The sequence below is a fragment of the Salinibacterium sp. PAMC 21357 genome (genome assembly GCF_000247645.1).
Classification (GTDB): Bacteria; Actinomycetota; Actinomycetes; order Actinomycetales; family Microbacteriaceae; genus Rhodoglobus.
The window spans coordinates 1,315,411-1,330,364 of the sequence record NZ_AHWA01000004.1; the positions used below are offsets into that span (position 1 = coordinate 1,315,411).

Annotated in this window: 16 protein-coding genes; 9 read left to right on the forward strand and 7 right to left on the reverse strand. The window is 60.6% G+C overall.

Features of this window, described 5'->3' with window-relative positions:
- Positions 1-76: 76 nt before the first annotated feature.
- On the reverse strand, positions 77-1,414 hold the full coding sequence (locus tag ON14_RS09765; RefSeq protein WP_010204823.1) for an MFS transporter: 1,338 nt from the start codon (positions 1,412-1,414) through the stop codon (positions 77-79).
- Positions 1,411-1,827 (reverse strand): MarR family winged helix-turn-helix transcriptional regulator, encoded by a 417-nt coding sequence (locus ON14_RS09770; RefSeq protein WP_010204824.1) that lies wholly within the window; start codon positions 1,825-1,827, stop codon positions 1,411-1,413. Before ON14_RS09770 ends, ON14_RS09765 begins: the two co-directional genes overlap by 4 nt.
- A gap of 128 nt (positions 1,828-1,955) precedes the next feature.
- On the opposite strand from ON14_RS09770, the gene ON14_RS09775 reads away from it, so the two are divergent.
- Genes ON14_RS09775 through ON14_RS09795 form a run of 5 tightly spaced genes read left to right on the forward strand, consistent with a single transcriptional unit; the run spans position 1,956 to position 6,201 of the window.
- Positions 1,956-2,867 carry an alpha/beta hydrolase gene (locus ON14_RS09775; protein WP_010204825.1) on the forward strand — a complete coding sequence of 304 codons (912 nt, stop codon included), beginning with the start codon at positions 1,956-1,958 and terminating at the stop codon, positions 2,865-2,867.
- A complete protein-coding gene (locus ON14_RS09780) occupies positions 2,868-3,329 on the forward strand; it encodes an HIT family protein (RefSeq protein ID WP_010204829.1) in 462 nt (153 codons plus the stop codon).
- Between the two features lie 33 nt (positions 3,330-3,362).
- Entirely contained in the window at positions 3,363-4,412 is a 1,050-nt protein-coding gene (locus tag ON14_RS09785) for a lipoate--protein ligase family protein (protein ID WP_010204832.1), read from the forward strand.
- On the forward strand, positions 4,391-5,449 hold the full coding sequence (locus ON14_RS09790) for a FecCD family ABC transporter permease (protein WP_010204833.1): 1,059 nt from the start codon (positions 4,391-4,393) through the stop codon (positions 5,447-5,449). The genes ON14_RS09785 and ON14_RS09790 overlap by 22 nt, the downstream gene beginning before the upstream one ends.
- Positions 5,440-6,201 carry a heme ABC transporter ATP-binding protein gene (locus ON14_RS09795; RefSeq protein ID WP_443208537.1) on the forward strand — a complete coding sequence of 254 codons (762 nt, stop codon included), beginning with the start codon at positions 5,440-5,442 and terminating at the stop codon, positions 6,199-6,201. Before ON14_RS09790 ends, ON14_RS09795 begins: the two co-directional genes overlap by 10 nt.
- Before the next feature lie 32 nt (positions 6,202-6,233).
- On the opposite strand, the gene ON14_RS09800 is transcribed toward ON14_RS09795, so the two are convergent.
- A complete protein-coding gene (locus tag ON14_RS09800; RefSeq protein ID WP_010204835.1) occupies positions 6,234-6,518 on the reverse strand; it encodes a GNAT family N-acetyltransferase in 285 nt (94 codons plus the stop codon).
- A gap of 144 nt (positions 6,519-6,662) precedes the next feature.
- Here ON14_RS09800 and ON14_RS09805 point away from each other — a divergent pair, with 144 nt between their 5' ends.
- Together ON14_RS09805 and pheA are read left to right on the forward strand one after the other, a co-directional pair.
- Positions 6,663-7,178: a DUF805 domain-containing protein gene (locus ON14_RS09805; RefSeq protein WP_010204836.1), complete on the forward strand. Its 516-nt coding sequence runs from the start codon at positions 6,663-6,665 to the stop codon at positions 7,176-7,178.
- 70 nt (positions 7,179-7,248) lie between these two features.
- Positions 7,249-8,214 (forward strand): prephenate dehydratase, encoded by a 966-nt coding sequence (gene pheA / locus ON14_RS09810; RefSeq protein WP_010204837.1) that lies wholly within the window; start codon positions 7,249-7,251, stop codon positions 8,212-8,214.
- Here the strand turns inward: pheA and ON14_RS09815 are convergent.
- Positions 8,198-9,241, reverse strand: a complete 1,044-nt coding sequence (locus tag ON14_RS09815) for a diacylglycerol/lipid kinase family protein (protein ID WP_010204838.1) — start codon at positions 9,239-9,241, stop codon at positions 8,198-8,200. The genes pheA and ON14_RS09815 overlap by 17 nt on opposite strands.
- Before the next feature lie 37 nt (positions 9,242-9,278).
- Between ON14_RS09815 and serS the strand changes: the two genes are divergently transcribed.
- Together serS and ON14_RS09825 are read left to right on the forward strand one after the other, a co-directional pair.
- Positions 9,279-10,544 (forward strand): serine--tRNA ligase, encoded by a 1,266-nt coding sequence (serS, locus tag ON14_RS09820; RefSeq protein WP_010204839.1) that lies wholly within the window; start codon positions 9,279-9,281, stop codon positions 10,542-10,544.
- Complete coding sequence (locus ON14_RS09825) at positions 10,541-11,374, forward strand: HAD family hydrolase (protein ID WP_010204842.1); 834 nt, start codon at positions 10,541-10,543, stop codon at positions 11,372-11,374. The genes serS and ON14_RS09825 overlap by 4 nt, the downstream gene beginning before the upstream one ends.
- 21 nt (positions 11,375-11,395) lie before the next feature.
- On the opposite strand, the gene ON14_RS09830 is transcribed toward ON14_RS09825, so the two are convergent.
- From ON14_RS09830 to ON14_RS09840, 3 genes are read right to left on the reverse strand one after another with little or no spacing between them, the layout of a single operon-like run.
- A complete protein-coding gene (locus ON14_RS09830; RefSeq protein WP_010204844.1) occupies positions 11,396-12,493 on the reverse strand; it encodes a glycosyltransferase family A protein in 1,098 nt (365 codons plus the stop codon).
- Positions 12,494-12,532: 39 nt separating this feature from the next.
- Positions 12,533-13,762 (reverse strand): glycosyltransferase family 4 protein, encoded by a 1,230-nt coding sequence (locus ON14_RS09835; RefSeq protein ID WP_141629988.1) that lies wholly within the window; start codon positions 13,760-13,762, stop codon positions 12,533-12,535.
- 20 nt (positions 13,763-13,782) lie between these two features.
- Complete coding sequence (locus ON14_RS09840) at positions 13,783-14,952, reverse strand: glycosyltransferase family 4 protein (protein ID WP_010204847.1); 1,170 nt, start codon at positions 14,950-14,952, stop codon at positions 13,783-13,785.
- Between the last annotated feature and the right edge of the window lie 2 nt (positions 14,953-14,954).

Sequence of the window (14,954 nt, forward strand, 5' to 3'; positions counted from 1 at the left end):
TGCGCCGAAAAGGTCTATACGGGCGGGGTGTGATGCAACGAGCATCCGCCCCGTTCGTTGGTTAGAGCAGCGTCAGCTAGCTGGTGCGACGAGTGGTTGTTTCGACGATCGCGATCTCCTGGGTGGCGAGCTCGATCGCTTCGTCGGGCGTGGGCTCTGGGGGAAAGCGCAAGCGTAAACGGAAGCGACTTTCGGGCACCCGGCCCACGCGCATCCCGCGACTGTAAACGAGCCAGATGACGGCGGCGGCGGCGGCAAGTAGCCCGGAAAGGGCGCCGATGCCGAGCGCCCAGCGGGGTCCGAGTTCGTTGGCAGCCCAGCCCACGATGGGCGCGCCGATGGGGGTGCCGCCCGCGAAGATCGCCAGGTAGAGCGCCATAACGCGGCCACGCATGATCGGCGTTGTCGAGGTTTGCACGTAGGCGTTGGCGGTCGTCATCATGGTGAGCGAGAAGACGCCAATGATGGTGAGGGCCGCCCCAAAAGTCCAGTAGCTGGGGGCCAGGGCGGCAAGCAGGCACGCGAAGCCAAAGAAGGCGGCACCGACAATGACGACGCCGAGCTTGGCCCGTTCGCGTCGCGCGGCCAGGAGCGATCCGACGACCGCGCCAACCGCCATCATCGACGACAGCAGGCCGAACTCGGCGGCGCCCTTGCCAAATTCTGTAGTGGCCATGGTGGCGATGAAGACAGGAAAGTTGAAGCCGAAGGTTCCGACAAGAAACACCATGACGAGCACAATCAGGATGTCTGGCCGACCGCGCACATAACGCAGCCCATCCCGAATTTGCCCCTTCGCTCGCCCGAGCTTCACGACCGAAACTAGTTGGCTGCGCCGGATAAACCAGAGGGACGCGAGTACACCCACGAAGGATGCCGCGTTCACGATGAACACCGGCCCGGCACCAATGGCAGCGACCAGCACACCAGCAACGGCGGGCCCGATGAGGCGCGCAGTCTGGAACGACATTGAGTTGAGGGCTACCGCGTTCGGCAGGTCTTTGTCACTCACGAGCTCAGAGACGAACGCTTGACGGGCGGGGGCATCGATTGCGGTGGCCACTCCCAACAGGAGCGCAAAGACGTACACCTGCCACAACTGAACGTGACCCGAGATCACGAGGATGCCCAGCCCGAGGGCGAGAGCAAACTGGCTGAACTGGGTCCACAACAGCACGGTGCGGCGATCAAAACGGTCAGCGATGATCCCGGTGAGCGGCATCAGAATCAGCATGGGGCCGAACTGTAGCGCCATGGTGAAGCCGAGAGCTGCGGCATCATGATCGGTCAGATCGGTGAGAACGATCCAGTCTTGAGCGGTGCGCTGCATCCACGCGCCGGTGTTGGAGACGATGGCTCCGATGATCCAGAGCCGATAGTTGAAGATGCGAAGCGAGCGGAACATTGCGCTCACGAATTGGCCAACTTCAGCAGAACGGGGATGGCGGCATGGAGGGCGGCATACTCTGCGGTGTCGAGCCCCGAGAGTTCTGCCGCGAACCACTCAGCGCGACGCTGCCGTGTCTTGTTGACGAGTTCGGTGCCGGCATCCGTCACTTCAATGAGCACTTTGCGGCCGTCGTCTGGCGAGCTCGATCGGGTGATCAGCCCCTCCTCAACAAGGCAGTTCACCGTGCGGTTCATCGATGGGGGAGTGACGCGTTCGTGCTCGGCAAGGGCGGCCAGAGTGCTGCCACCGTGATGGGTGAGCACATAGAGAACGGAGAGTTGGCTGTCGCTGAGGGTGTCGTCGTGACGCTGCTGCCGAACGCGGCGAGCAATTCGCATGAGAGCGATTCGAAGCTCGTCGTCTAGTTTGTCAGGCATGTTAGTTAGTCTATCAAATTAGTCTTGCTAACTAACTGACAGACTCAACAGCTGACGATCGTGGCATCGAGAATTCGGCACCAGAGCCCGCTCCCGCCGTACTATGGAGTAAGCAAGGAGGCCCATCAATGCCCAAGTTCACGGTGCCACGAACTGACCACTCCTATACGGACGCCCACGGAGTAAAAATCCACTACTACGTGTGGGAATCACCTCACGCCCATGCAGTGCTGCAGCTCACTCACGGCCTGGGTGATCACGCCCGCCGCTACGAGTATGTTGCCCAAGCTCTCGCCGCCGCCGGCTACACGGTTTATGCCGATGACCACCGCGGGCACGGCGCTACCGGTCTCGACCAGAACGCGGGCGACGCCAGCAAACTGGGCAAGCTCGGCAAGGGTGGTCTGCGGGCGGCGACCCAAAACATCCGTGAACTGTCCCGGATTATTCGCGCCGATCATCCCGACCTTCCCGTTGCTCTTCTGGGCCACTCGTGGGGTTCGCTCATGGTGCAAGACGTGCTCAACTCGCACGCCGACGAATATGAGGTCGCGATTCTCACCGGAACCGCGCACCGCACCTTTGCGCACATGAACAGCGGCAATCTCAACGCGCAGCACAAAGACCTCGGCACCACCGGCTACGAATGGTTGAGCCGAGACGCTCAGGTCGCCGAAGACTTCGTCAATGACCCGCTGACCTTCTATGCGGATGCGCTCAAACTCTTCGGTCCCATCGACGGGATGCGTCTCCTCGGTCGCCCCACGAAACACATCAAACGCGACATCCCCCTGCTGATCATGATCGGCGATGAGGATTCACTTGGTGGCACGACGAGTATCGAGTGGCTCGCGGCCGACTATGCCACACGCTCCAAGCTCACAGACATGGAAGCGATCGTTTACCCTGGCGCCCGTCACGAAATCTTCAACGAGACCAATAAAGACGAAGTGATCACTGATCTCATCGCTTGGTTAGATGTGCGGCTCAAGCCCGTTCATCCAGACGGTCCCCGCCCCGAGGCTGCAGAGCCCAAATAGATGGCGTCAATCTTCACCGAAATACTGAACGGACGCTCACCCGGTCGCTTTGTGTGGGCGGATGATCGAGTCTTTGCCATTCTGACGATCGAGCCGCGCAATCCGGGCCATGTGCTCGTGATTCCGCGCCTCGAGGTCGACCGGTGGAGCGATCTCGACGAAGAGCTCGCACTGCACATTTTTCGTGTCGGCCGCCACATTGGGTTGGCGCAGCGAGACGAATGGGATGCCGATCGCGTTGGGCTCATGTTCGAGGGCTACCGAGTTCCGCACGCCCACCTACACATCTGGCCCTCGTGGACGGTCTACGAGTACAGCCACACGGGCATCGACCGCGATCCCGGCACTGAAGCTCTTAATGAGTCATTCCGGCGGTTGCGCTCGCGGCTGATCGATCACGGTCATGGCGAGTTTGTGCCACCACTCGACTGGTCAATTCCGCTGCCGAACGTGGCGCATTAGGCTGGATTCAGTACAACTAGACAGGGGTTAGTCATGCACGGCGAATTCAAGGTGCCCGGCGGAAAGCTTGTGGTCGTCGATCTCGATGTTGTTGACGACACCATCACGAACTTCCGACTGGCCGGCGACTTCTTTCTTGAGCCGGATGACGCGCTCGAAGACATCAATGCCGCCGTCAACGGGCTCCCGGCTAACGCCGATGCGAAGACCATCACCGCCGCCGTGCAGCAGGCGCTACCCGCGGGCACCGTGATGCTCGGATTCTCTGCCGACTCTGTGGCCACGGCCATCCGTCGGGCACTGCAGCGTGCAACGAGTTGGAAAGATTACGAGTGGCAGATCGTCACCGGGCCGCCGCTAGAACCTGTCATGCAAATGGCAATGGATCAGGTGCTCGCCGATGAGGTTGCCGCTGGCCGGCGCAAGCCAACCCTGCGCATTTGGGAATGGAACAAACCTGCCGTTGTCATCGGCAGCTTTCAGTCTCTGCGCAACGAAGTCGACCTCGACAATGCCAAAAAGTACGGCTTCGAAGTCGTTCGTCGTATCTCAGGCGGTGGCGCCATGTTCATGGAAGCCGGCACTGTCATCACCTACTCCATTTACGCGCCCGTCGAACTGGTGCAGGGAATGACCTTCGCCGACTCCTATGCCTTCCTCGACGAGTGGGTCATCATTGCCCTCAAGTCGCTCGGTATCGACGCCAGCTACCAGCCCCTCAATGACATCGCCAGCCCCACCGGCAAGATCGGGGGAGCCGCGCAAAAGCGACTCGGTGCCGGTGCCGTGCTGCACCACGTCACCATGAGTTACGACATGGATGGCGAAAAAATGGTGCAGGTATTGCGCATTGGTCGCGAAAAAATGAGCGACAAGGGCACCAAATCTGCGGCAAAACGGGTTGATCCGCTGCGCAGCCAGACCGGCATGGAACGCGCAGACATCATCGACACCATGGTCGCTACCTTCCGCAAACTGCACGGTCTGACTGAAAGCGAATTGACGAGCGAGGAGATCTCCCGCGCTGCAGAGCTCGTGGCCGAGAAATTTGGCACCGAAGAGTGGTTGCAGCGCGTTCCGTGAACAACACCCTCCGCGGCGTGACCCTGACGCTCACTCTTGCCGCGCTGCTGCTCGGCGGCATTGTGGCGTCGGCGGTGCTCGGGCAACTGTCCGTTAGCCCCGCCGAAGTCGGTGGGTCACTGCTGCGGGCGCTGGGCATTCACAACGAGTGGGCACCGGCTGATTCCATCGTGGAATCCACGCTCTGGGTAGTGCGCTTCCCCCGTATAGCGATGGCCCTGGTCGTTGGTGCGGCACTGGCCGTGGCCGGTGCCGTCATGCAGGCCATCTTTGGCAACCCGCTGGCCGAACCCGGTGTCGTTGGTGTCTCATCCGGAGCCGCCTTTGGCGCCGCGATTGCCATCGTCGCTGGCGTTGCCGCGCTCGGTGACGGCGCAATCGCCCTCTTCGCCTTTGTGGGCGGATTGCTCGCCACCTTGCTCGTCTACTTCGTCTCACGCGCCAACGGTCGCACCGAAGTCGTCACCTTGCTGCTTACCGGTATCGCCGTCAACGCCTTCGCCGGAGCGGGCCTTGCCTTTTTGCTGTTCGTCGCCGACTCAGGCAGCCGAGAACAGATCGTGTTTTGGCAGCTCGGATCCCTCAACGGCTCCCGCTGGAGCGAAGTGCTCATCGTCGCCCTCGTGACGGCAATCGGCCTTGCCGCTGCTGTTGTGCTTGCGCGCCCCTTCGATCTACTGTCGCTGGGGGAGCGCAACGCCCGTCACCTCGGCGTCAATGTCGAGCGACTCCGCATCGTGTCGATCGTGATCGTCGCGCTGCTCACCGGCGTCGCGGTCGCGTTTTGCGGAATCATTGCCTTCGTCGGCCTTGTCGTACCGCACGCCATGCGCATGGTTATCGGCCCGGCCCACCGTCAACTCATAGTGGCGAGTGCAGTCGGTGGCGGCGTGCTGCTCGTGCTCTCCGATCTCCTTGCGCGCTCGGTGGTGACCGGTGGCGATCTACCGATCGGCCTCCTCACCTCCCTCGTCGGTGGCCCCTTCTTCTTCTACCTCCTGTTTCGCCAACGCAAGCGCAGCGGAGGATGGGCATGATCAGCGCACGCAACGTCGGAGTTCGCCTCGACTCCCGCGCCATCCTCCACGACGTGAGTCTCGAGGTGCGGCCCGGCGAGGTCCTCGCGCTGGTGGGGCCAAACGGCGCCGGAAAGTCGACCCTGCTCTCGGTCTTGAGCGGCGATCGCAAGCCAGACAGCGGTACCGTGACCATTGATGGTCGGGATGTTGGCGGCATCCGCCATGCCGAGCTCGCCCAGCTGCGAGCCGTGCTCACGCAAGAGAACAGCGTCAGTTTCCCCTTCCGCGTTTCTGAAGTTGTGGCGATGGGCCGCAGCCCGTGGGCGCGCGCCATCGAGAGCCGTGATGACGTCGCCGTCGTCACCGCGGCGCTCGAAGCAACGGATGTTGCCCACTTGGGGGAGCGGCGCTACACAACGCTGTCTGGTGGCGAAAAAGCGCGAGTCTCACTCGCGCGCGTGCTCGCGCAGCACACCCCCGTGGTGTTTCTCGATGAGCCGACCGCCGCCCTCGACCTGCGCCATCAAGAAGACGTCATGAAAGTGGCACGCTCGATGGCCGCGGATGGTCGTGCTGTCGTCGTCGTGCTGCACGACCTGAGTTTGGCCGGGGCTTACTCCGACAGGCTCGCGCTGATTGCGCACGGCAAGCTCGACGCTATTGGTACGCCAAGCGAGGTGCTCACCGCCGAGCGGGTCGAAAGCGTCTATGGGCTCCCGGTCGACCTGCATCAGGTTGCCGGGCATCCGGTAGTTGTCCCGCGTCGCTAGGGATTGATCTAGCTGCCGAACGCGCGGTGCTCTCAGCGGGTGAGGAGGTCGCCGTATTCCGGGTTGTCGGTGATGAAGCGGTCAATGAACTCACATCGGGCAACGATGCGGGCTTCGCTTTCGGCGCGAACTAAATTGAGGGCGCCACGAGCAAGATCGTTGCCGAGGCCTTGACCGCGAAACTTCGGGTCGATCTCGGTATGCACGAACACGATCTGATCATCCTGCATTTGGTAGTCAGCGAGCCCCACCTGAACGCCATCGAGGAGCAGCTCGTAGCGGTGCATCGAGGGGTCGTGAATTACTTCGCTGGCCATAGCTCAAGGGTACCCGCCGGTGCCGGTCTATTGGGTCGATCTGTGGCGCGAATTGGGGGCGACATCGGGCGCACCAGTGAGCTAAATTTAGGTTCGGGGGTTGGTTGACCCCAGTCGAATTAGTGGGGGGAAACCACCGTGTCCATGAGTCCAGAAACTCAGCTCAGCTACCAGTCGCAGCCGTTCGACGCGACTCCTGATCTTGCGTCGCCCTATTATGGGGCGTCATTCCCGACAGCAGTGAGCCGATTTTGGAAGAAGTCCACAACGTTTTCGGGGCGTGCCAGTCGCAGCGAGTTCTGGTGGGCGCAGTTGATGTTTGCTCTCGTCATTCCTGTGTTCTTTGCCGTCGGCTTCGCTACTGGCGACCTCCTCCCGAAGGATCCCGGTTACCAAGGAGGGACGAGTCTCATTTTCATCATCGCCCTTATCCTCTTGGCTGTGTTTTCGCTCGCCGCGGTCCTTCCCAGCTTCGCCCTGATCTGCCGACGACTGCACGATGCCAACTACAGCGGGTGGCTCTACTTTCTCGCCGCGATTCCGATGATTGGCGGCCTGATCGTGTTCGTCATGATGCTGCTTCCCGCGAACCCGCTTGGCGAGAGATTCGATGAAGACGGCGCAGGCTCAGGCCTCAACGCTTACGTGCCGCAGGGATAAAGTACGCGGACTGCCCTCGAGCAGTTCGCAACGCAACCGCTGCCGGTGCCGCGCACCCTAAACTCGTGTCATGACTGCAACGCCTAACCCCGACTCACTGACCTATAGCTACTTAGGCCCAGCGGGGACGTTTACGGAAGCTGCGCTCAAGCAGGTTCCAGAGGCCGTTGGTGCGCAGTGGAAGAGCGTCAACAATGTGGGCGAAGCGCTCGACGACGTCACGAATGGTCGCAGTATTGCGGCAATGATCGCCATCGAAAACTCCGTCGAAGGTGGAGTAAGCGCAACGCAAGATGCGCTCACCAACGTGCCCAATCTGCGCATTATTGGCGAGTACCTAGTGCCCGTGAACTTCGTGCTCGTGACGCGACCCGGCACAGCGCTCGCCGACGTTAACGTCATCAACGCGCATCCAGTTGCCTATGCGCAGACGCGGCGTTGGCTCGACGCTAACCTGCCGAGCCACGGTCATGTGCCTGCCAGTTCGAACGTCGCTGCTGCGGCGACCCTTCTCGACACCGAACTTGCGGATGCTGCGGTGGCCCCGCCCGGAATCGACGAGCACTACGACCTCGACGTTGTGGCAACCCAGATTGGCAATAACCAGAACGCGGTTACCCGGTTCGTTCTCGTCAGTTCAAACACCGCCTTGCCTGCGCCAACGGGGGCCGACAAAACGAGCATCATCGTAGAACTACCGGATGACGCTCCAGGTCGCTTGCTCGAGATGCTTGAGCAGTTCGCCACTCGCGGCGTCAACATGAGTTTGATTGAGTCGCGACCGATTGGTGATTCTCTGGGGCGCTACCGCTTCGTCATCGACCTCGAAGGTCACATCCTTGACGAACGTGTTGCTGATGCTCTGCTGGGGCTGAAGCGTTTCAGCCCGAACGTGATCTTCTTGGGTAGTTACCCGCGTGCAGACAAGCTGGCGACGACCGTAACGCCTCGGTACGGAAACGATGTTTTCGCCGAGGCACGCGATTGGTTGCGAGCGATTACGACCAACGAGCCGTCCGTTAACCGCGGGTCGTAGTCTTCCTAGCCTGCTCTTTGGAGTGGGCTCGCAACTGCGCTTTCGAGTGAGGTTTGTGCACCCGAACGATGAGGGAGCCAGCATCCACCCAAGCGTGCACTGATTTGGCCAGCCCAAACTCGTCACCGTCGAGCTGAAACTCTTCGGGAATGTCAACGATCATGTTGAGATCGCTGCCCTTGGCATAACGCACATCACGTACGTCCTTAGAGAGGTCGATGATGCGGCGGCCCATGACGCTCTTGCGCAGCACACCGTTTTCCCACGCAATTTTGTTCCAGATATTGAGCCAGCCAAGGCGGCCGCGCGGAATCAACGCCGCCATATCGAGGATGCCGTCGTCGGGCTGAGCCTCGGGCATCAGTAGCAGACCGCCGGGTAGCGATCCACAGTTGCCGATGATCACGGTGTGAGCGCTGAGCGACCGGTGGGGGCCCCCATCGACGCTGTACCGCAGCTTAACGGGGCGCAATTCGGGAATAGAGCGGGCAATGCCGTCGACGTAGGCCAGCCAGCCCACGGCCTTCTTCAATTTCGTGCTGGTGTTTTTGATCATCTTGGCATCGAGCCCGAGGCCAGCCATCACCAAAAACGCGTGCTCTTCGTGGTCATTGTTGTCGCGCACGATCTCCACCATGCCGAGGTCAATGGTGCGGTCGGCGCCGTTGAAAGCGATCTGGATGCTGTCGCGAATGCTCGTCGTCGGCAGGTCGAGGTTGCGGGCGAGCAGGTTGCCAGTGCCGGCCGAAACAACGGCCATCGAAACTCCACTGCCCCGCAAAGCCTCCGCGACTGAGCGCACGGTTCCGTCGCCGCCGGCCGCAATCACCATGGTCACACCGCGACGAATTGCACTGCCGGTGACCCCCTGCCCGCCATCCTTCAGCGTGGTGGAAAACCAGATCGGGGTAGCCCAGTCCGCCGCCTTTGCGGCAGCATTGACCGTCTTCTTAAGCTTCGCGAGATCAACCTTGAGCGGGTTATAGACGACCGCAGCTTTAGGCTTCGAAGTTCGAGGGGTGGGCACAGATAAACGCTACGCCATGAATCGGTAGGCTGTAGTGGTGATTGACCCCCAAATTCTCCGAGATAACCCCGATGCCGTGCGCCAATCGCAAATTGCCCGCGGTTCATCGGTTCAGTTGGTTGACGACGCTATTGCTGCCGACCAAAACCGTCGCGCCAGCATTGGCGAGTTCGAGTCGCTTCGGGCTGAACAGAACAGTTTCGGCAAGAAGGTTGCGCAGGCGCCATCCGAGGAGAAAAAAGCTCTCGTCGCAGAAGCGCAAAAGCTCTCCGCTCGGGTAAAGGCCGCCCAGCTGGTTTCGGCCGAGGCCGAGGCAGAGTTCACCCGCATCGTTGGCGCGATTGGCAACATCGCTGTTGAGGGCGTTCCCGTCGGCGGCGAGGACGACTGGGAGCTCGTGCGCGAAGTTGGCACTCCCAAAAAGTTCGACTTTGAGCCCCGCGACCACGCCGATCTCGGCGAGATTCTCGGAGCCATCGACATCCCTCGCGGTGTGAAAGTGTCGGGCAGCCGCTTCTACTTCCTCAAGGGTGTTGGGGCGCGCCTCGAGATTGGCCTCATGAACATGGCCCTTGACCGCGCGATTGCTGGCGACTTCATCCCGCTCATCACGCCCACACTGGTGCGCCCAGAGATGATGGCCGGCACCGGGTTCCTGGGTGAGCACTCCGACGAGATCTACTACCTGCCTGCCGATGACTTGTACCTCACCGGCACGAGTGAAGTGGCGCTCGCCGGGTACCACTCCGACGAGATCCTCGATCTGTCGAAGGGTCCGCTGCGCTACGCCGGTTGGTCGACGTGTTACCGCCGCGAAGCTGGCTCCGCGGGCAAAGACAACCGCGGCATCCTGCGCGTGCACCAGTTCAACAAGCTCGAGATGTTCAGCTATGTGCTGCCCGAGAATGCTCAGGCCGAGCACGAACGGCTGCTGTCGTTCCAAGAGTCGATGCTGCAGGCGTGTGAGCTCAGCTATCGCGTAATCGATGTTGCCGGTGGCGACCTCGGTTCGAGCGCTGCTCGCAAGTACGACATTGAGGCGTGGGTTCCAACCCAGGGCACCTACCGCGAGCTCACCTCGACCTCGAACTGCACGACGTACCAAGCGCGCCGTCTCGACATCCGGTATCGCACCGAGTCTGGCAAGACGGCTCCCGTCGCGACCATCAACGGAACTCTCGCAACCACCCGCTGGTTGGTTGCCATTCTTGAAACCCACCAACAGCCCGACGGGTCAGTCGTAGTGCCGAAAGCGCTTCGCCCCTACCTCGGCGGCCTCGAAATTTTGGAGCCCATCGCGTGACAACCGCTGCCCTCGATGACCGCTGGATGATCGCACTCGACATCGATGGCACTGTGCTGCTCGAATCGGGCGAAATGAACGACGCCGTGATTGCGGCGGTCGCGAAGGTTCGGGATGCCGGCCACGAAGTGATGTTGGCCACTGGTCGTTCGGTTGCCATGACATTGCCCATCTTGCAGAAGCTGGGGCTCAAGCCCGAGTACGTTGTCTGCTCCAATGGTGCGATCACCCTCAAGCGTGACCCCATGGGCGAGGGCGGTTACAGCCGCGAGTTCGTTGAAATGTTCAACCCTAAAGAGGTCTTGACGAGCATCAAGAAGCACTTGGGTTCGGCGAACTATGCGGTCGAAGACCAGACCGGCAAGTTCTTCGTTGATGGAAAGTTTCCTGATGGTGCGCTCGGCGCCGTCAGTGTAGATGTCTCGTTCGACGAGCTCGTTAAGGTTCAGGCCACTCGGGTTGTCGTGATTTCACCACAACACCAGGTGGATGACTTCCTTGCCGTTGTCGAACGCATGGGGCTGCACAAGGTCAGCTACAACGTCGGCTGGACCGCCTGGCTCGACATAGCCCCCGATGGCGTCAACAAGTCAACGGCGCTCGAGAATGTGCGCTCACGGCTTGGCATCCCGCGCACGCGTGTGCTCGCCATGGGCGATGGCCGCAATGACATCGACATGCTCGAATGGGCTGCTCGTCACGGTCGCGGTATTGCGATGGGCCAGGCTCCGGATGACGTACTCGCAGTCGCCAGCGAGGTCACCGAGAGTGACGTCAACGATGGTGCCGCGCTGGTGCTCGCGGCGTTCCCTTCGCCGATCTCCGCATAACGGACGCGCCTCTACAACCAGTTAGCTGCGTTCGATGAACGGCCCGGGTGCCATCACGAGAAGTCCAGCAAATAGTGTGCGAAACGGACCCTGTCTGTGCAGAGCCAAGAACACGTTGCGCGGCAGCATCGCTGGTATCGTCTTGTAGTTCCAACGGCGCTCTAGCAGCTTGATCGTGAGCTCGGTGGTGACCGGTTTCTGGGTCACAGTGTCGAGAACCTCCCGGTCGACCATTGATAGCAAGCTCAGAACGCCGGGTGCGGCATCCGTGATTCTCTCAATTACCGCGCTTAGCGCTGCACGTTCGGCGTCTGTCCAGGGCATCGTTGCGGTTCTACTCAAGATGGAATCGAACATGTGCACGCGGAGGATTTTGATGCAGATTGCGCGTCGTTGACGCTTGGATAGCGCCAGAAACCAGTCTGTCGGCAGGATTTCGTCGAGGAAGCGGAAATCATCTGCGACTGCTCGCGGCTCAGAGGTCACCCGGTCTACTGCGTCACTGAAGCCAACGTATGCAGGCCCGGCCCGGTCAAAGGCAATCGCTTCGCCGTGGAACCATAAGTAGGTGGTGTACGCGAGGTCCTCTCCGGAGGGGAGACCTGCGGTGAACCGTAAATGACCAAATTTTTCGCGGGAGATCAGCCCGAGGGGAGCGCTTCGGTAGGCAAGGCGATCTTTCGCTCCGTCGAGATTTCGTGACCGCCGCCGGCGAACGGGCGGGTAGCTATCGTTGCCCCGGCCGGTGTGAAAGATTCGAGCGATAACGGTGGAGGCGCCGGTCGAACGCTGAACGGAAAGCCAGGAGTCGATTGCACCGGGTTCGAATGCGTCATCCGACCCCATGATGGCGACGAACGGTGCTTCCGCCTCGTCGAGACCATAGTTGAGAGGGCCGGCGGGGCTCGGAATACCGTCGGTAAGAGCGAGCAGGCGAAGGCGGGGGTCGCTCGCCAAATGGCCAAGATTGGTGCGGATAATCTCGGGATCTATGTTGTGAGCCACTACAGTAACTCGAATATTCGCCTGTGTGTGATCCAGAACGGACCCGACGGCCCTCGAGATGGGCCGCGTCTGCGAGTGGACGGCGACGATGATGTCGGCTTCGAGGGTATTCATTGGAGCCAATCCTAATCTGGTCTCTCCCGGCTGTTGTGCTCAGTGGGCTAGGTCGTCTGCGTGGATCCAGTTGTCGTTCAATACGGCGGCGCTGAGGGCCCCCGAATGTACTTGAGCGACGAATTCCTCTCCCTGCGTCCCGAGCGAACGCATGCGCTCCCGATCATCAACGAGAGCCAGGATCGTTGCTGCAATCGTTGTTGGGTTTGCTTCAACGATGGGGAGATCTCTCCCGGTTGACTCACGGACGTAGCGGCGTACGTCGGGAAGAACGTGACCGACGACAACTCGACCGCTCGCCATCGCTTCGCACGCGGCAACACCGTATGAGCCCGCGCGAAACTGGTCGAGAACGATGTCGGCATCCCTGAACACCGCAGGCATATCTGCAGAGGCTACGCCGGAAACCGGACGGTATTCGATGATTCCTTGTGCGGCCAGATTTCGCACCGCGTCGTCGATGAGATGAGTGCCTTTAGCCGATCCCATGCTCGGAGCGTGAGCAACGACCACCTTTTTCTGCTGCCCACTTGGCCTGCTTTGTTGCCAGGCCCGTGGATCGATTACCACGGGACACCATTTGGCCGATGGAAGGTCGAGCAGTAAATCTGGCGTCGAGACAAATACAGGAAGATTATGAGCAGCGATAAGCGCAAGATTGAGATCAACATCAGCTTGCGTTGCCGCTGTCTCGGTAGGGCTGTCGGCAAAGTGAGACCACGGAGTTGTCGCGAGGTGTCGCCGCGGTGAACGGGCGTCAGTGCCGTGGCTCAGAAACGCCATTGAGACGCCCTGTGCAGTTAAGGCAGCGATTTCGCGGGCTACGTCGCGGCCGTAGAGGCTTCCGAACAACGGTCGCTCGGCCTCGATAAGAACATGGGTGAAAGCGCTGGCGGCCTGAAATTCGGCTTGTTGCCAAGCCTTCGATCGGTTGTAGATGGCGACAGGCACTAGTGAATCGGCCGGAAACGCGAATCCGCCTGGTAGCTCGACCGCCATATTGCGAGCGCCAACGCCGGGGTATGAGGCGGTCATTGCGCGGGCCCATTGATAGCCCTGACCGGCGTAGTTCGTTGAGCCGATATACAAGCGGATCTCGGTCGAAGGCACATCCGTTGCTTTCGGCACGGCGCCTGCGCCCCCTCCGAGCACCAGCGAAGCGATCTTTCCTGCTATTCCGTCAGGGTTCTTAGCGACGCTGTCGATGAGTTTATTGAGCCAAAGAGGAAGGCGAGAGCGATTGCGAACAAGGCGGTCAGTGATGGTCATCGCGAATTTCGCAAACTGGTTCACTGTGTACCCCCTGCAGTAAACGTCGCGGAAATAGCATCAACTACGCGTTCGGCAGCGGCCCGAATTGAATGGTTCTTTGATGCCCATTCGCTCAACCGTCGACGGCCCTTGTCGTCCAGGGGTGCTGCGGCGAAAGTTTCGAGGGCGCCCACCACGGCGGAAACGTTATAGGCAACGGCAACGCCACTACGCTGCGAAAGCTCCGCCTCAGCAATGAAAGGAATCGTGGGCCCCGGGCCGGTAAACACCACAGGGCAGCCTACTGCCATAGACGAATACACCTTCGAGGTGAAGGCGTAGTCATAGCCGGCCGAAGGCTTCAAGCTCGCTAGCGACGCAGTCGCATTTGCGAGAATGGGGACAAGTTCAGCGCCAGGAATAGGATCGCGAAATTCGATGGCGGTTACGCCGGCTGTCTGCGCGAGCTCTTTCAATCGCTCCTTCTCAGACCCGTTCCCGACGAAGAGCAGACTGTAGTGAGGATGCCGTTCTGAGAAAGCGGCGAATGCCATGATGAAGATTTCCGCACCATGCCACTCTGAAAACGAACCAGCGTAGACAAAGTACGGTGAATCGCTTGTAGAGGTTGGCTCGTAGTGAAAGACGGAAGTGTCAGCGCCGAAGCCGACAACCGTCGTTGGGGTCACAACCCCCAGCTCGCGCACTCGATCAACGACTCCTTGCGAGATTGTGACGGCTGCCTTCGCTCCCTGCATGGCAAATTTTTCTACCCACCGCAGCAGCGAAAGCACGATCGACGATGAAGTAGTCATGCGTGCAGCATCGGACCACACATCTGCTGCATCGTATACGTATGGTCGACCGAGCAGCGTGGTGATGACCCGCACGACAGCACCGGTTGTCGGTGGTGGTTCCACCACGTAGAGGTCGGCGCGAGGGCCGAACAACATCCTAAAAGCGAGGGGAATATCGAAGCTCAAGTAGGGGATGTAGCCGCGCACGTACCCACCGCGGTCGCGAATGACTGACGCTCGACGCACACGAATGTCGGGGTCGTCCGAGATGAGGGCCCCGCGTGGCGGCGATGAGGTGAGGACAGTTACCTCATGCCCTGCCCGCACCAAGGCCGCAGCTATTGCGCTGAGCATAAAGGAGGCGGCGGACGGCTCTGGGTCGTAGATCCGGCTGACGATTGTGATCCGCATCG